Origin of the sequence: Stenotrophomonas sp. a6, assembly GCF_030913325.1 — a bacterium.
Classification (GTDB): Bacteria; Pseudomonadota; Gammaproteobacteria; order Xanthomonadales; family Xanthomonadaceae; genus Stenotrophomonas; species Stenotrophomonas maltophilia.
Window position 1 is genome coordinate 3,963,166 of the sequence record NZ_CP133161.1, and the last position, 16,492, is coordinate 3,979,657.

16 protein-coding genes are annotated in these 16,492 nt (G+C 67.1%); 6 read left to right on the top strand and 10 right to left on the bottom strand.

Annotation, left to right across the window (positions count from 1 at the left end; genetic code table 11):
• Nucleotides 1-129: 129 nt before the first annotated feature.
• The 7 genes from Q9Q79_RS18170 to Q9Q79_RS18200 form a co-directional block, all read right to left on the bottom strand.
• Nucleotides 130-1,203 (bottom strand): 3-deoxy-7-phosphoheptulonate synthase, encoded by a 1,074-nt coding sequence (locus tag Q9Q79_RS18170; RefSeq protein WP_201863714.1) that lies wholly within the window; start codon nt 1,201-1,203, stop codon nt 130-132.
• A gap of 295 nt (nt 1,204-1,498) precedes the next feature.
• On the bottom strand, nt 1,499-1,756 hold the full coding sequence (locus Q9Q79_RS18175) for a hypothetical protein (RefSeq protein WP_005411217.1): 258 nt from the start codon (nt 1,754-1,756) through the stop codon (nt 1,499-1,501).
• Nucleotides 1,757-1,868: 112 nt separating this feature from the next.
• On the bottom strand, nt 1,869-2,207 hold the full coding sequence (locus Q9Q79_RS18180; RefSeq protein ID WP_005411218.1) for a DUF6616 family protein: 339 nt from the start codon (nt 2,205-2,207) through the stop codon (nt 1,869-1,871).
• A gap of 47 nt (nt 2,208-2,254) precedes the next feature.
• Nucleotides 2,255-2,995 carry a DNA alkylation repair protein gene (locus Q9Q79_RS18185; RefSeq protein WP_005411219.1) on the bottom strand — a complete coding sequence of 247 codons (741 nt, stop codon included), beginning with the start codon at nt 2,993-2,995 and terminating at the stop codon, nt 2,255-2,257.
• The gene (locus Q9Q79_RS18190) at nt 2,992-3,492 is read right to left on the bottom strand and encodes a MarR family transcriptional regulator (protein WP_043034562.1); all 501 of its coding nucleotides are present in this window, start codon (nt 3,490-3,492) and stop codon (nt 2,992-2,994) included. The genes Q9Q79_RS18185 and Q9Q79_RS18190 overlap by 4 nt, the downstream gene beginning before the upstream one ends.
• A 72-nt stretch (nt 3,493-3,564) precedes the next feature.
• On the bottom strand, nt 3,565-4,863 hold the full coding sequence (locus tag Q9Q79_RS18195) for a HAMP domain-containing sensor histidine kinase (protein ID WP_024957883.1): 1,299 nt from the start codon (nt 4,861-4,863) through the stop codon (nt 3,565-3,567).
• 32 nt (nt 4,864-4,895) lie between these two features.
• The gene (locus Q9Q79_RS18200) at nt 4,896-5,603 is read right to left on the bottom strand and encodes a response regulator transcription factor (protein ID WP_005411222.1); all 708 of its coding nucleotides are present in this window, start codon (nt 5,601-5,603) and stop codon (nt 4,896-4,898) included.
• 106 nt (nt 5,604-5,709) lie between these two features.
• On the opposite strand from Q9Q79_RS18200, the gene Q9Q79_RS18205 reads away from it, so the two are divergent.
• Nucleotides 5,710-6,639, top strand: coding sequence for a pepsin/retropepsin-like aspartic protease family protein (locus tag Q9Q79_RS18205; protein ID WP_043034561.1), 930 nt, complete (start codon nt 5,710-5,712; stop codon nt 6,637-6,639).
• Nucleotides 6,640-6,706: 67 nt separating this feature from the next.
• Nucleotides 6,707-7,870, top strand: coding sequence for a serine hydrolase domain-containing protein (locus Q9Q79_RS18210; RefSeq protein ID WP_165711082.1), 1,164 nt, complete (start codon nt 6,707-6,709; stop codon nt 7,868-7,870).
• A 28-nt stretch (nt 7,871-7,898) separates the two neighbouring features.
• On the opposite strand, the gene Q9Q79_RS18215 is transcribed toward Q9Q79_RS18210, so the two are convergent.
• From Q9Q79_RS18215 to Q9Q79_RS18225, 3 genes are all read right to left on the bottom strand, one after another.
• Nucleotides 7,899-8,510 carry a DUF6445 family protein gene (locus Q9Q79_RS18215; protein ID WP_005411225.1) on the bottom strand — a complete coding sequence of 204 codons (612 nt, stop codon included), beginning with the start codon at nt 8,508-8,510 and terminating at the stop codon, nt 7,899-7,901.
• Nucleotides 8,511-8,644: 134 nt separating this feature from the next.
• Nucleotides 8,645-10,294 carry a chaperonin GroEL gene (groL, locus tag Q9Q79_RS18220; RefSeq protein WP_005411226.1) on the bottom strand — a complete coding sequence of 550 codons (1,650 nt, stop codon included), beginning with the start codon at nt 10,292-10,294 and terminating at the stop codon, nt 8,645-8,647.
• Between the two features lie 81 nt (nt 10,295-10,375).
• Nucleotides 10,376-10,663, bottom strand: coding sequence for a co-chaperone GroES (locus Q9Q79_RS18225; RefSeq protein WP_005411227.1), 288 nt, complete (start codon nt 10,661-10,663; stop codon nt 10,376-10,378).
• A 312-nt stretch (nt 10,664-10,975) separates the two neighbouring features.
• Between Q9Q79_RS18225 and Q9Q79_RS18230 the strand changes: the two genes are divergently transcribed.
• The 4 genes from Q9Q79_RS18230 to Q9Q79_RS18245 all read left to right on the top strand — a co-directional run bounded on the left by Q9Q79_RS18230 (nt 10,976) and on the right by Q9Q79_RS18245 (nt 16,102).
• On the top strand, nt 10,976-12,766 hold the full coding sequence (locus tag Q9Q79_RS18230; protein ID WP_100443412.1) for an endonuclease: 1,791 nt from the start codon (nt 10,976-10,978) through the stop codon (nt 12,764-12,766).
• 68 nt (nt 12,767-12,834) lie between these two features.
• A complete protein-coding gene (cutA, locus tag Q9Q79_RS18235; protein ID WP_100443413.1) occupies nt 12,835-13,173 on the top strand; it encodes a divalent-cation tolerance protein CutA in 339 nt (112 codons plus the stop codon).
• Entirely contained in the window at nt 13,170-15,542 is a 2,373-nt protein-coding gene (locus Q9Q79_RS18240; RefSeq protein WP_100443414.1) for a protein-disulfide reductase DsbD, read from the top strand. The genes cutA and Q9Q79_RS18240 overlap by 4 nt, the downstream gene beginning before the upstream one ends.
• Nucleotides 15,539-16,102 carry a TlpA disulfide reductase family protein gene (locus tag Q9Q79_RS18245; protein WP_005411231.1) on the top strand — a complete coding sequence of 188 codons (564 nt, stop codon included), beginning with the start codon at nt 15,539-15,541 and terminating at the stop codon, nt 16,100-16,102. The genes Q9Q79_RS18240 and Q9Q79_RS18245 overlap by 4 nt, the downstream gene beginning before the upstream one ends.
• The last annotated feature ends 390 nt before the right edge of the window (nt 16,103-16,492 follow it).

Below are 16,492 nucleotides of genomic sequence, written 5' to 3' on the forward strand. Positions count from 1 at the left end.
CTGGCGCTGTCGCTCATGCGCAGCGCCAGGCGCATCGCCGGTGCAGATGGGCCGGTCTCCAACTCCGACCGGCCCTGATCGCGGCCGCACCCCCGCAGGCGCTGGCCGCCATCCACACACGTGCCGCACTCAAGCGGCTTCGGACACCTTCACGTCGCGACGGGCGCGCACGGCCGCGGCCAGTCGCTCCAGCACCGTCACGGTGGTGTCCCAGTCGATGCAGCCATCGGTGATGCTCTGCCCGTAGACCAGCGGTTGGCCTTCCACCAGTTCCTGGCGACCACCGACCAGATGGCTCTCGATCATCACACCGACGATGCGCTGTTCACCGTCTTCCAACTGAACGGCGATGTCCTCGATCACCTTCGGCTGGTTGTCCGGGTTCTTCAGGCTGTTGGCATGGCTGGCGTCGATCATCAGGCGCGTCGGCAGCTTGGCCTTGGCCAGCGCCTGGCAGGCCTCGGCGATACTGCCTGCATCGTAGTTCGGCTGCTTGCCGCCGCGCAGGATCACATGGCAATCCGGGTTGCCAGTGGTCGACACGATGGCGGTGCCGCCCTGCTTGGTGACCGACAGGAAGTGATGCGGATTGGAGGCCGCACCCACCGCGTCGGCGGCGATCTTCACGTTGCCATCGGTGCCGTTCTTGAAGCCGACCGGGCACGACAGCCCCGAGGCCAGTTCGCGGTGCACCTGGCTTTCGGTGGTGCGCGCACCAATGGCGCCCCAGGCCACCAGATCGGCGATGTACTGCGGCGAGATCACGTCGAGGAACTCGACACCGGCCGGCAGGCCGAGCTTGTTGATGTCGCGCAGCAGGCCACGGGCGATGCGCAGGCCCTTGTCGATCCTGAAGCTGCCATCCAGGTCCGGGTCGTTGATCAGGCCCTTCCAGCCCACCGTGGTGCGCGGCTTCTCGAAGTACACGCGCATCACGATTTCAAGTTCCCCGGCCAGCGCGTCACGCAGCGGCTTCAGGCGCTGGGCGTACTCGATGGCGGCCTTCGGGTCGTGGATCGAGCATGGGCCAACCACCACCGCCAGGCGGTCGTCACGGCCATGCAGGATCTGGTGCAGGGCCGCGCGCGAGGCGCTGACGGTGTCGGAGGCTTCATCGTCACACGGCAGCATCGCCAGCAGCTGGGCAGGCGGTGTCAGCGGTTCGATGGTGCGGATACGCAGGTCGTCGGTGTGCGGGGGCATTGGGGGAGGTCTCCGGAACGTTGGGGGTCCCCAGCGTGGCGGCATGAAAAAAGCCGCCAGGTTCGCTGGCGGCTTTCGGGAATGCGTCTGAAGCTTTCTTCAGGGTGAGCGCAGTCCTTCCTCCGCCAGTGGCTTCGGAAAGTAATACCAGTAAAAGCGGGTGGCGGCTGCGTTCATGGGTTGTATTGATAGCACAGCTTTTGCGCAGTGCAAAATGTTTCATCCGCAACTGGGGACGCGGTTCAGCGAGATGCGCGCCAGCCCTGCCCACGCGGCGGCAACCACGCAACGTCGCTCATTTGCCATGCACTTCCACGTCCAGCAGCAGGCCCTCATGGATGTCGGCCCAGCGTTCCAGCACGCGATCCAGTTCCTGCCGGGCCTCGTCCAGCTGCTCGGGGTTGAGCAGGGAACGCGCGGTGTAAAGATCGGAAACCAAGCGCCGCAGGGCCGATTCCTGGATGGCCACCGACGGCCCCTCCAGCCCCGGCAACTGCAACGCCGGGCTGTCGCCAAGAGGGCCGAACAGCGTGACCTGGAGCGTGCTCTGCATGATCGACCTTCCTGCGGATGGAAATGGGCAATGTCCTGTTTACCGCGTCTGGGTGACAGGCGCATGTGCCACCCATGCCCAGCACCGGGATCTGCCGGCGTCTGCCGCCCCGCTACAAGGCGGCCAGGTCGGCAAGGTGCTGGGCCATGCTGTCCATCGCGCCTACCGCCTGGGTGGTGGTGAAGTACTCATGCCAGCCGGTAGCGGCAATGCCGGCCATCAACGCGTCGACCTCCTCGCGGCTTGCGCAGCGCCAGACCGCATAGAACTGCTCATCGCTGCCGTGCGGTACGCCCGAGGCAATGCGGCCCATCGCCAGCGGCGTGATGCGGACCGGATCGAACTGCTGCATGCCGGCGCCGATACGGGCGAAGAAGGCGTTCCGCTGCTCGGGCGGAAGTGTGGTCCAGGCAGGGGTGGCGGTGTAGAGCTCGATGAAGGTGTGCGACATGGTGGTTCTTCCTTGAGGGTTCGGGGGTTGCCGGCCAGCGGCCGGCACTACCGGAGCGAGCGCAGCGCGCGTTTGCGGATGTAGGCGTTGGCGTCGCTGTGGCGCTCATGCTGCCAACGCGTACACAGCTGGCGCAGCCACTGCGGCTGGGTCTTGCCGGCATCGTTGAGCCAATTTCCGACCGAATCCTGCACATAGCGTTCCGGATCGTCGGCCAGTGCTTCCAGCAGCGCGGATGCATGTTCCGGGTGCTGCTTGAACAGTGCGATGTGCGTGGCCCAGACACCGCGCGGACGCAGTGCTTCGCAGGCGAAGCGGCGCAGGTACGGCGATGTTTCCTGTGACCACGGTTGCAGGTGCTCCAGCGCCTGCAGTGGTGCGGCAACGATGTCCGTGCGTAGTGCCAGCCACGCCCATTCGCGCACACCGAAATGGGGGTCATCGGCCAGTGTGCGCATCTGCTGCAGCTTCCCTGCCAGCGTTGCGCGGGCATCGCTGCCGATCAGGTAGCAGGCCCAGCCGCGCACGGTATCGGAGCTGTGATGCTGCCAGAGCGCAGGCGCCCCCTGCCCCGCCTCACGCAGCAGTTGCGCAGCCAGGGCCATGCGCAGCGTGATGCCCTTGCCTGAGGCGTCCCGCATGCGTTGCAGCGCCTCCGGTGCAAGCGCAGGCGCCACCACTTGCAGCAGCGCGGCAAAATCCACTGCCAGGCATTCGGCCAGATGGGTAGCGGGGACGCGGCCGGTGTTGAGTGCTTGCCGGCGTTCCGCAGGAATGGCCGTGCTCATGCTGCGGATTCCCGCCCGGCGTCCGTGTGCTGCCAGACCTTGTGCAGCAGCTGTGACAGCTGCTGCTGTTCATCAGCATCCAGGCCGTTGAACAGCCCACCGATCCATTGCGTGTGCTGCTCGAACAGCGATTCGGCCAAACGCTTTCCCGATGCGGTCAACACGATCTGCAGGCGGCGGCCATCCCCGTCGTCGTTGCGACGCTGCAGCAGGCCTTCGCGCTGCAGGCCGTCGAGCAGGCCGCTGATGGTGGCGCGGGTCACGCCGGCGCGTTCGGCCAGCACATGCGGCGGCAGTGCGCCACCGGCCCCGTGCAACAGGAACAGCACGATGAAGCGACCCTCGCTGAGCGCATGCGGCGCCAGCCGCGCGGCGCAGTCTCGATCGATCGACGAGGACAGCGAGAGCAGCTGGAAACACAGGCGCAGCGGCGCGATGTTGGCGTGACCGCGTCGCTGCGCTTCCTCGATCAGGGCATGATGCTTGGCTTCGATCATCTCACGCACGTGATATGGTTAGGCGCCTAATCATACAGCCAAACAGCCGCTGCCTGTAAACCACAGCCGATATCAGGTGAACTTTCCCAGCAGCAGGCACGCAATCAGCCCGCCGCCCTCCCGGTGCAGCAGCTGCAGTTCGCCCGCGTGCCGCCTCGCCACATTGGCGGCCACTGCCAGCCCAAGTCCCGCTCCACCGGTGGTGCGACTACGAGAACGCTCGCTGCGCTGGAACGGTTGCAGCAGGCGTACTCGGTCGCCCTCGGCGATACCTGGGCCCCGATCCATCACCTCCAGCTGGACCCCTCGCTCAACCACGGCAAGCCGCAGTTCCATCGCCCCGGCATAGCGATCGGCATTGTCGATAAGGTTGTCGAACGCGCGCCGAAGCAGCAACGCGTCGCCGTGCCAGGGCAGACTGTCCGGCCCCTGGATGGAGATCTCGACACCGCGCAGCAACGCTGCCTGCACGCACTCCTCCAGCAGCGCGGCCAGATCCAGCGGGCGCATCTGCAACGGCTGCAGTTCACCGCGTGCGTAATCGAGCACCTGCTCGATCATCGTGTCCATGCGCTCGATGTCCGCCACCATCCGGGCCGCCTGTGGTGTGGGCGCGAACTCGGCGCGCAGTCGCAGGCCGGTCAATGGTGTGCGCAGGTCGTGCGCCACTGCAGCCAGCATATGGGTCATGTCCTGGGCCTGCGCACGCAGGCGCTCTCGACCGGTGCCGATCGCGGCGGCCAGCATCTGTACCTCGCGCGGGCCATCATCCGGCAGGGGCGTGTCGGCTTGCAGGTCCACGCGTGCACTGGCATCGGCCAAGCGTCGTAGTGGACGCCCCAGCCGGATCGATGCCCACGCCGCCAGCGGCGCCAGCAACACGGCACCGCCCAGCAGCGCCAGTATCACCTGTCGCCGCCAAGCTGCCAGATCACTGTGATCGCTGCCGACCACCCGCCAGCGGCCATCGGCCTTGCGCACGCCCAGTTCAAACGGCGGCCATTGCATCGCGGTCAGCAGCGCGGCCTGCGCCTTCAGTACACCGACCCGCGCCGTGCCGTCGAGCACCTCGCCGCCTTCGATGACCTGCACATCAGGCGCCTTGCCCTGTCCGCTCCAGACCAGGCGCACCTCCTTCGCCGGCAAACCCATCTGCAGCGCCGCCAACTGGGTGAGCCAGTCACTGGCACTGCCCTTTGGTGGCGCATCCTGCGTCGCCAGATGCAGGCCCAGTGGTGCCGCGGCCTGTTCCCCCCGCAGCACCTGCACGGCCTGGTCCAACCGCATCGGTGGCGGCGCGGGCCGAGGCATCCAGCCAACCACGGCAACGCTGACCAGTGTCGCCAGCAGCAGGCTGGCCAGGGCCAGCATCGTGATCCAACGCGCGGTCGGCCACCGGCTGTTCACAGCACCTGTACCTCGGCGTGGAAGCGATAGCCTTCGCCACGCGATGTCTGCACCAGGGCTTCCGCACCGGGTGAGGCCTGCCCGAGCTTGCGGCGCAGGCGGCTGATGGCCAGGTCGACCGCGCGGTCGACGCTGTCACTCGGCTCGCCACGGCTCAGCTGCAGCAGCTGCTCGCGCCCCAGTACCCGCCCGGGGCGTTCGGCCAGCGCCAGCAACAGGCTGAATTCACCACGGCTGAGCACCAGCTCGTTCCCATCCGGCGCCAGCAGGCGACGTTGTTCCGGCAGCAACCGCCAACCAGAAAAGCGCAGTTCACTGGCTACCTGCGCGCGCAGCTTGTCCTGCCGGCGCAGCAGCGCGCGTACCCGCGCCAGCAGCTCGCGCGGGTCGAACGGCTTGGCCAGGTAGTCGTCCGCGCCCATCTCCAGGCCGATCACCCTGTCCGGTGCGCTGCCCATCGCCGACAGCATCAGGATCGGAATGGCCCGTGCCTGCAGCCGGCGGCAGACCGACAGGCCATCCTCACCGGGCATCATCCAGTCGAGGATGATCACGTCCGGTCGATCGACCTGCAGCAGCACGTCCAGCGCCGTCGCGTCCGCTGCCACCCGTACCTGGTAGCCATGCAGCAACAGGCAATCGGCGATGGCATCACGGATGCTGGCGTCGTCATCGACAACGATGACACGGGCGGGAGTCGTCATGCAGGCAGTATCAGGCAGGTCTGTATCAGGACGGTATCAACGCCGATGTTCCCGCGATACGCCGCTGCGCGCCAATGGTCACCCATGATCACTGCGGAGACTTGCCTTGCGCCTCATCCCATTCGTCCTGCTTGCTGCCCCGCTGGCTGCGCTTGCGTCCGATTCCCCCGAACACATCCTGCCGATGTGGATGCAGGGCGGTCATCCGGCCGTGGCCGTGTCGCTGGACGGGCGTGCCGAACCGCTGCGCTTCGTGGTCGACAGCGCGGCAGGCGCCACGCTGGTCGATGACCGCGTCGTGCGGCGCTACGGTCTGGGAGATGCGGATGCGGAGGTATCACAGGCCCAAGGGGCAAGTGCAGCCTCCGCGCGGCTGCAGCGCATACGCAGAACGTCCTGGCAGCTGGGCAGTTGGCAGCTGCAGGCCCAAGCCATGAAGGTCGATCTGTCGTCGTTGCCGAAGGACGATGATCCGGCCATTGACGGCTTGATCGGCAACGATCTGACCGGACGCTGGGACACCCGTTGGGACTTCGGCCGCAATCAACTGGCGCTGTGGACACCCGGCGGATTGAACCTGGAAGGACCGGGTTGCCAGCCCAATGCGCTGCCCGGACGCACTGACGGCCTGCGCCAGTTCGGTTTCATCATGCTTGGACTGGGCGCGCCCGCAGTGGACGCCATCGCCGTGGTCGACACCGGTGCCGCGCAGACCGTCCTCAACGCCGAAGCAGCCCGCGCACTGGGGCTGCGCACCGACGGCAGCGACGCACGGGTGCGGGTGCGTGAAAAGGGCACCGAAGGCCTGGGCGGCGGAAAGCAGGCAACCTGGCTCTACACCCTGCCCGGCATGACCGGCAACGGCTGGCAGCACCCCTCGATGGAGGTCCGCATCAGCGAACTGCCAGTGTTCAAGGCGATCGGCCTGGAGGCCCGGCCGGCGCTGATCCTTGGTGCGGATGCAATGCGCGGCGGCCAGGTGGACATCGGTGCCGGCGCGTCCCGGATCTGCCTGCGCCGGCCGCAGGCCAGCTGACATCCGGCAATGACGCCAGCGGCAGCCTGGCGTAGCATCACCGTGCGCCCCACCAGGAGTTCCACGCATGTGCCGTGCTGCCCTGATGTTGCTGACGCTGTTCCCGCTGGCCGTGCTGGCTGCACCTCCCCCGGTACCCTCGCCGGCCCGCATCGATGCCGAAGCGCAGCGGTTGATGCAGGCCGCACAGGCGCGCGGCATGGCACTGGCGGTGATCGACGGCGGCAAGGTGGTGCACGTCGCCGCCTACGGCGAGCGCAATACCGCAGGCGAACCACTGCGCACCGATACGGTGATGTACGCCGCCTCGCTGACCAAGATGGCATTCGGCCATCTGGTCGCGCAGCTGGCGCAGGACCGCAGGATCGATCTGGATGCCAGCATCGCCACAGCGCTGGACAAGCCGTTGCCGGACTATCCGCCCGAAACGAAGAAGTACGCCGACTACAGCGTGCTGGCCGATGATGCGCGCTGGCGCCAGCTCACCCCTCGCCTGCTGCTCAACCACGCCAGCGGCTTTGCCAACTTCGGGTTTCTTGAACCGGACGGCCGGCTGAAGTTCCACTTCGATCCAGGCAGCCGCTACGGCTATTCCGGCGAAGGGCTGATCCTGCTGCAGTTCGTGATCGAACGCGGACGGCTGGGCGAGGATGTGGGTGCGTTGATGCAGCAGCGGGTATTCGACCGCTTCGGCATGACCCGCACCAGCATGATGTGGCGCGGGGACTTCGCCACCAACCTGGCCGACGGCTGGACCATGGAGGGCACCGCCGAGCCGCACGATGAGCGCAGCCGCGTGCGCGCGGCCGGTTCGATGGATACCACCATCGCCGACATGGCCCGTTTCGCCGCCGGCTACGTGCGCGGCGATGGGCTTTCAGCGAAGATGCGCAAGGAGCTGGTGCGGCCGCAGCTGCCGATCACCACCGCCAGCCAGTTCCCCACCCTGCAGCCGGAGCTGCCGAAGGCGCTGCAGCGCAAGGACCTGGCGGCCGGCCTGGGGGTGGTGACGTTCCGTGGCCCGCAAGGCGCAGGCTTCTACAAGGGCGGCCACGATGATGCGGTCGGTAATACGCTGGTGTGCGTCGAGCAGCAGCAGCGCTGCGTGGTGATCCTGGGCAACGATGTGCGCGCCGAGGCGACCTTCCCGGCGCTGGTGGCCTTCGTGCTCGGCGACATCGGCGTACCGTGGCAGTGGGAGTACGGCGCAGCGAAGGCATTCGTGAAGTAGATCCACGCCATGCGTGGATGACCTCCCTTCAACGCGCCTGCTCGAAGAACATCAGGTAGACCAGCCGCCCATTCTCCGGCCGGTCGCCGAAGGCCGGGCCGGCGGTATGCCAGAACCACGGGCGCAGCAGCACCAGGCGGTTGAAGCGCATCGGGATGCGCATGGTCATTTCCCACTGGCTGTCGTCGACGCTGTCGCGCTCGATGATGTCCCGATGCATGTCGCCGCCGTTGGCGTAGCCCAGCGCAGCCAGCTCGTGGGCGTTCAGCGCCATGCGCTCGGTGTTGGTGCGGCGATGGCGGAAGAACTCGGTACCCCCTTCGCAGTGCTCCGGGGCGCTGAGGTAGAGGATGCCGGACCAGTGCGAATGGTCGGTGTGCACCTTGGCGCGACCCACATCGCTGGCCAGGGTCAGCCGGAACTTGCCGTGCGACTGCAACGGATTGACCGGCCGCAGCGGCTCGTTGACCAACCGCGACGCAGCCTCGGACAGGCCGTCCAGCTCCAGCCGTTCGAGCGAATTACGCCCGGGGAATGCCCCCTCCTGCGCCGGGTAGGTCAGGCCCAGGCCGGCCTGGCGCAGGCCGTGTGCATCGGCTGGAGAAAGGAAGTCGTCGACGACGATGAACGAGGTAGGCATGGTCTGCGAGCGTAGCGACGCGGCGCCATGGCGGCAACCGGGCAACAAAAAAACCCCGCCTCGCGGCGGGGTTTTTCCGTGCATCGGGGAGACGCGCCGACCAGGGCCGGCAACGTCCGACGCGGGCGTGGGCCTTAGAAGTCCATGCCGCCCATGCCACCCATGCCGCCCATGCCACCGGCGCCGCCCATGGCCGGCTCGTCCTTCTTCGGAGCTTCGGCAACCATGGCTTCGGTGGTGATCATCAGGCCAGCGATCGAGGCCGCGTTCTGCAGCGCCGAACGGGTCACCTTGGTCGGGTCCAGGATGCCGAACTGCAGCATGTCGCCGAACTCGCCGGTAGCGGCGTTGTAGCCGAAGCTGCCGGTGCCTTCCTTGACCTTGTTGATGATGACCGACGGCTCGTCACCGGCGTTGGCAACGATCTCGCGCAGCGGGGCTTCCATCGCACGCAGGGCGATCTGGATGCCGTGGTTCTGGTCTTCGTTGGCGCCCTTCAGGCCGGCCAGCGCGGTGATCGCGCGGACCAGGGCAACGCCGCCGCCCGGAACCACGCCTTCTTCAACGGCCGCACGGGTGGCGTGCAGGGCGTCGTCGACGCGATCCTTCTTTTCCTTCATTTCGATTTCGGTCGAGGCGCCGACCTTGATCACGGCAACACCGCCGGCCAGCTTGGCCACGCGTTCCTGCAGCTTCTCGCGGTCGTAATCCGAGGAGGTGTCCTGGATCTGGGTCTTGATCTGCGCCACGCGTGCATCAACGTTGGCCTTGTCGCCGACGCCGTCGATGATGGTGGTGTTCTCCTTGGAGACCTGCACCTTCTTGGCGCGGCCCAGGTCCTTGATGGTGGCCTTCTCCAGCGACAGGCCGACTTCTTCGGAGATCACGGTGCCGCCGGTCAGCACGGCCATGTCTTCCAGCATCGCCTTGCGACGGTCGCCGAAGCCCGGAGCCTTGACGGCCACGACCTTGACGATGCCACGGATGGTGTTGACGACCAGGGTGGCCAGCGCTTCGCCTTCAACTTCCTCGGCCACGATCAGCAGCGGCTTGCCGGCCTTGGCGACGCCTTCCAGCACCGGCAGCAGGTCACGGACGTTGGAGATCTTCTTGTCGTGCAGCAGGATGAACGGGTCATCCAGGTCAGCGGTCTGCGACTGCTGGTTGTTGATGAAGTACGGCGACAGGTAGCCGCGGTCGAACTGCATGCCCTTGACCACGTCCAGCTCGTTGTCCAGGCCCGAGCCTTCTTCAACGGTGATGACGCCTTCCTTGCCGACTTCCTTCATCGCGTCAGCGATGATCTGGCCGATCGACTCGTCCGAGTTGGCCGAGATGGTACCGACCTGGGCGATCGCCTTGTCGTCGGCGGTCGGCTTGGAGATGTTCTTCAGCTCGGCGACGGCGGCCGAAACGGCCTTGTCGATACCGCGCTTGAGGTCCATCGGGTTCATGCCGGCGGCAACGGCCTTGGCGCCTTCGCGGATCAGGGCCTGGGCCAGCACGGTGGCGGTGGTGGTGCCGTCGCCGGCATCGTCGTTGGTGCGCGAAGCAACTTCCTTCACCATCTGCGCGCCCATGTTCTCGAACTTGTCAGCCAGTTCGATTTCCTTGGCGACGGAGACGCCGTCCTTGGTGATGGTCGGGGCGCCGAAGCTCTTTTCCAGCACGACGTTGCGGCCCTTCGGGCCCAGGGTGGCCTTGACGGCATTGGCGAGAACGTTGACGCCGCGCACCATGCGCGAACGGGCGTCTTCACCGAAACGAATATCCTTGGCAGCCATTGCATTTACCTCATTGGTAGCGCCGGACGATGCCCGGCGGCTGGGAGTTTGGGATCAGGTTGAAACAGGTCGCGCCGAGGCTCAGCCGATGACGGCGAGCACGTCGTCTTCGCGCAGGACCTTGTATTCGACGCCTTCGCTCTTGTACGAGCTGCCGGCGTACTGGCCATAGATGACCTTGTCGCCGACCTTCAGCGACGGCGCGCGCACGTTGCCGTTGTCCAGCGGCTTGCCCGGGCCGACGGCCACGACCTCACCCTTGGTGGACTTTTCCTTGGCCGAGTCGGGGATGACGATGCCACCGGCGGAGATTTCGTCGGCTTCGATCGGCTTGACCACAACGCGGTCGTGCAGCGGCTTGATGCTCATAGGAGACCTCTTAAGTGATTGATTGGTCTAAAAAAGTCCGGCGATGTTAGCACTCACCCCAGGCGAGTGCCAGAACCGCACGTGAAGAAACCCGACAACGTCGGGAGCAGGGCAGAGATGGAGCCCCGCCGCCCCCTTTCAAGGGCGGAATGAAAAAAATTTTTCCACCCGCGCGCCTCGGCCAAGGCGTCGGTCCTAGACAATTTCGGTGACAAGCGTCGCACTGTCAGATATCTGACGTTCATTTACGACAAAGTGTCACTGGATCGGCCTTAGGCTCGGTCAGGCATTCCCAATCACAAGGAGTAGTCGATGCGATTGCTGTCCCCGCTTGCCGCCGCCTGCCTGCTGGCACTGGCCGCGGCGCCGGCCCAGGCCGAGGTCTTCATCAACGAACTGCACTACGACGACAGCACCGCCGCCGGTGACGTCGGCGAAGCCATCGAAGTGGTCGCTACCGCAGGTGAAGACCTGTCCGGCTACCGCCTCTACCTCTACAACGGCAGCAATCCTTCGGCCGCCACGGTCTACGCCAACAACCCGGTCCCGGCCGGCACCGCCGCCGGTTGCGGCAGCGCCAGCATCGCCGTGGTCAACTACCCGACCAACGGCATCCAGAACGGCCCGAACGACGGCATCGCCCTGGTCGACGCCAGCGGCAAGGTGGTCCAGTTCCTCAGCTACGAGGGCGCCATCACCGCCTCCGGTGGCCCTGCCGCCGGCATGACCAGCCAGAACATTCCGGTGGCCGAGACCAACAGCACGGCCCCCGGCACCTCGCTGCAGCTGACCGGCAGCGGCAGCCAGTACGCCCACTTCACCTGGGCCGAGTCGGCCAGGCAGACCTTCGGCAGCTGCAACAACGGCCAGACCTTCAGTGGCGGCGGCACCCCGGGCCCGAACACGCCGCCGTCGGTGTCCACCACCACCCCGGCGCAGGGCAGCAGCACCTTCCCGGCCGCCGCCGATCTGGAAGTGGTGTTCAGCGAGACGGTGAACCTGGCCAGCGGCGCGTTCGCGCTGAGCTGCGGTACCTCCGGCAGCGTGCCGCTGACCTTCCCGGCCAGCGGGCGCAGCGTGAAGCTGTCCACCAACACCGCGCTGGTGGCCGGTGAAGCCTGCCGCTTCGACATCCGCGCCGCGCGCATCACCGACCTGCAGGGCGCACACCCGGCGGCCGACAGCCGCATCGCCTTCACCGTGGCCAGCACCGGCGGCAATCCGGACCCGGGCAACCCGGGTGTGCCGGCCGGTTACTACTCCAAGGTCAACACCAGCAGCCCGAGCCAGCTGCGCTGCTCGCTGCACGCGACAATCAAGGGCCACACCGCCTACCCGTACAGCGGCTCGGGCACCAGTACCTGGACCATCCTGGAGATCGCAGACGAGGACCCGAACAACCCGAACCGCATCCTCGACGCGTATCGCAACCGCAGCTACGCCAAGGTGACCGATCGCGCCGGCAGCGGCAGTGGCCTGAAGTACAACCGCGAGCACACCTGGCCGAACTCGCTGGGTTTTGCCACCACCACGGGTGACAAGGGCCTGCCGTACGCGCCGTATACCGACACCCACATGCTGTACCTGACCGATGCACAGTGGAACGCCGACCGTGGCAACAAGCCGTTCGGCAAGTGCGACGCCAGCTGCGGCGAGCGCGCCACCGAGGCCAACAACGGCCAGGGTGGCGGCAGTGGTGGCTATCCGGGCAACTCCAACTGGGTGCGCACGCCGGACGGCAACACCGGCACGTTCGAGGTGTGGGGCAAGCGCAAGGGCGACATGGCGCGTGCGGTGATGTACATGGCGATCCGCTACGAGGGCGGCAAGGATGCAGCCACTGGCCAGTCCGAGCCGGACCTGGAGCTGACCGACGACCGCAGCAGGATCGTCAAGACCAGCAGCTCGCCGGCCTACATGGGCCTGCTGTCGACGCTGATCGACTGGCACCTGTCCGACCCGCCGGATGCTGCCGAGCGTGCGCGCAATGACGTGATCTACAGCTTCCAGGGCAACCGCAACCCGTTCATCGACCACCCCGAGTGGGCGACCCCTGGCCTGTTCACCTCGGCCAAGCCGGCCACCTGCCAGCTGGCCAACTGACCGCGCAACGCAGCGGTCCACGGCCGCCGCCGGGTCCTGACCCGGCGGCGGCCCTATACTCGACGGTCATGTCGACCATCGATCCCGTCCTGCTGCTGTTGACCACCTGCCCGGACCGGGCCAGTGCCGAGCGCATCGCGCACGCGCTGGTTGGCGAGCGCCTGGCCGCGTGCGTGACCCGCCTCGATGGCGCGCAGTCGACCTACCGCTGGCAGGGCGAGGTGACCACCGACGCCGAGCTGCAGCTGCTGGTGAAGACCACCGCGAGTCGCGTCGATGACGCAATCGCCCGGATCGTCGAACTGCATCCGTATGAACTCCCGGAGTGCATCGCGGTCGAAACCCGGGCCGGCCTGCCGGCGTATCTGGACTGGATCCGGGCACAGACCCGGGAGGACACTGATTGAAGACTCTGTTTGCGCGTGGCGCCGCCCTGTGCGCTCTGTTGTGGCTCTCACTGCCGGCGTTCGCCCTGGATGAGAAAGACCTGCTGCCGGTGGACCAGGCGTTCGCGCTGACCGCCACCGCCCCCGAACGTGGCCAGGTGCAGCTGCAGTTCAAGATCGCGCCCGGCTATTACCTGTATCGCCACCGCACCAGCGTCAAGGCCGACCCGGCCTTCAATGCCGGCGCGCTGCAGATGCCCAAGGGCGACAAGCACCACGACGATTTCTTCGGCGAGGTCGAAACCTATCGCGAGCGCCTGCAGGCCACCCTGCCCGGCACGCCGACCGAGGCCGCCGGCACCATCAGCCTGGAAGTGCGTTACCAGGGCTGCGCAGATGCCGGTGTCTGCTACCCGCCGCAGAAGCGCGTGGTGCAGGTCACCCTGCCCGGCAGCGGTGCACAGGCCGCGGCCCCGGCCGGCCGCGCCGGTGCGGCCAGTCCGTTCAACAACCCACTGGCCGGTGCCGGCAACAGCGGCGGCCTGCGCCTGCCGGGTGCCGCCAGCAACAGCCAGGCGCTGCCGCTGCCGTCGGAACAGGCGTTCGGCTTCGATGCCATCGCCAGCGACGGCAACACCCTGCTGCTGCGCTTCAGTCCGGCACCGGGCTACTACCTGTATCGCGACCGCACCTCGCTGAAGCTGGAAGGCAGCACCGGCGTGCAGGCCGGCACGCCGCGCTGGCCAGCCGCGCAGTCGCATCGCGACGAGCACTTCGGCGATGTCTCGGTGTACTTCAACCAGGTGGAAGTGCCGCTGCCGTTGCGGCGCACGGTTGCCGACGCGGTTGACGGCACCCTCGTGGTGACCTTCCAGGGCTGCCAGACCGATGGCATCTGCTACCCGCCAATGACCCGCCGGGTGAAGCTGTCGATCCCGGCCGGCAAGGTCAGCGCCAGCGCCGACCAGGCACCGCCGCGCAACGAGGTAATCAGCCCGTTGGCTGCGGCGCCACGCGAAGGCGCCAACGGCGCCCCCCTGCGCCTGCTGCCGACGGTGCCCAATACGGATGCCGCCCCCCCGGCCGTCGCAGGCACAGTGGACGGCAATGAATTCGCCGCCGATGCGCGCGGTGACAACGCGCTGCGTACGCGCCCGCCGGCGACCACACCGAACCCGGACCGTTCGTTCGTCTGGGTGCTGCTGCTGGCGCTGGCCGGCGGCCTGGTGTTGAACCTGATGCCCTGCGTGCTGCCGATCCTGTCGCTGAAGGTCCTGAGCCTGGCGCAGAGTGGCGAAAGCCCACAGCGCGCACGCAGCCACGCGCTCTGGTACACCTTGGGCGTGCTGGTCGCATTCGCGGTGATCGGTGCGTTGATGGTGGGCCTGCGCGCAATCGGCAACGCCGTCGGCATCGGCTTCCAGCTGCAGCACCCGGGCGTGGTGGCGGCGCTGGCCTACATCATGTTCGCGGTAGGCCTGAGCCTGTCCGGCGTGTTCACCCTGGGCGGCGGCATCGGCAACCTGGGCCAGTCGCTGGCCAGCCGCAGCGGCCCGGCCGGTGACTTCTTCACCGGTGCGCTGGCCTGCGTGGTCGGCAGTGCCTGCGTCGGCCCGTTCATGGGTGGCGCGATCGCCTACGCGTTCATTGCCCCGCCGCTGAAGGCGATGACCGTGTTCCTGTTCCTCGGCCTGGGCCTGGCGCTGCCGTTCCTGCTGATCGGCTTCGTGCCGGCGCTGGCGCGCCGCCTGCCCAAGCCCGGCCCGTGGATGGAAACGCTCAAGCACGTGCTGGCCTTCCCGATGTACGCCACCGCGCTGTGGCTGCTGTGGGTGCTGGGCAAGCAGCGCGGCGTGGACGGCATGGCGCTGGTGCTGGGTGGCCTGTTGCTGTTCGCCTTCGGCCTGTGGCTGTTCGAGCGCAACCGCTGGACCGGTTCGCGTGCAGTAACCCTGCTCGGCGTGCTGCTGGCGATCGGCGCATTGGTACCGGCCTGGGGCGTGACCCAGCTGGCAGCGCCGGCTCGCGCCGCACAGGCCGCCAGCGACAACGTGGTGGAGTATTCGCCGCAGTTGCTGGACCGCCTGCGCGCCGACAACCGCGTGGTGTTCGTCAACATGACCGCCGACTGGTGCGTGAGCTGCAAGGCCAACGAGCGCGCCGTGCTGTCGCGGCCGGAGTTCAAGGACCTGCTCAAGCGCACCAACGCGGTGTACATGCGCGGTGACTACACCAACGTCGATCCGCAGATCACCACATTCCTGGAAGAGCACAAGGCCGTCGGCGTACCGCTGTACGTGGTGTACGGCCCCGGCGCGCCGCCGACCGTGCTGCCGACCCTGCTGACCCAGGCGGTGGTGGAGGAAGCGCTGCTGCGCACCGCACGATGAAGTGGCAACGGCCAGCGCTGCTGTGGACAGCGGTGCTGGCCGCCGGCCTTGGCCTGTGGGCCGGGCATCGATTGGCTCCTGCGCCGGTTGCGCCTGAGGCCATGCCAGCGGCGCCTGCTGTGGCGGCTGCGGCACCTGCCCTGCAGGTCGGCGACAGCCTGCCCGCGCTGTCGCTGCCCGATCTTGAAGGCCGGCCGCTGGACCTGCGCCAGCACGCTGGCGGTCGCCCGCTGTTGATCAATGTCTGGGCCAGCTGGTGCGCGCCCTGCGTTGAAGAAATGCCCGAACTGGCGCGTTTCGCACATATCCAGGGCGAGCACGGTGTGCAGGTGCTGGGACTGGCGCTGGATACGCCGGAGGACGTGCGCGGTTTCCTGCAGCGGGTACCGGTGGATTATCCGATCGTGATCGAGACCCCGGGGCCGCGCGATGCCAGCGTGCAGCTGGGCAATACACAGGGCCTGCTGCCCTACAGCGTGCTGTTCGATGCGCAGGGGCGGCTGGTGAAGGCAAAGCTGGGACCGTTCGCCCACGGCGAGATCGACAGCTGGGTGAAGTGAGGGTGTTTTTTGCAGGGCTTGCAGCCCTGCACCCTGCTCGATGCAACGGCAACAGCCAGAGCCAAAGCCAAAGCGGGCATTCCGTGGGATGGCGGGGCGGTGTCGGAGTGCGGGAACGCTGCAAGTACGTCCCTGTAAGCTTGGCAGCCGCATCCATGCGGCTGACACCCCGCACTCCGACACCGCCCCGCCTCTGACAGATCTTCGCGGCTGTTGGTAGGTGTCGACCTTGGTCGACACATCTGTCAGATATCGATATTCAGAACGGAATCAGACCCCGTGCCGACCAACGGTCGGCACCTACCAAAGCAGAACGCCGTTCCGACAGATCGCAGGAAACTGTCGAAGGCGGGGTGGGTCCGGTTGAGGGGGCGTGAGCCGCATGGATGC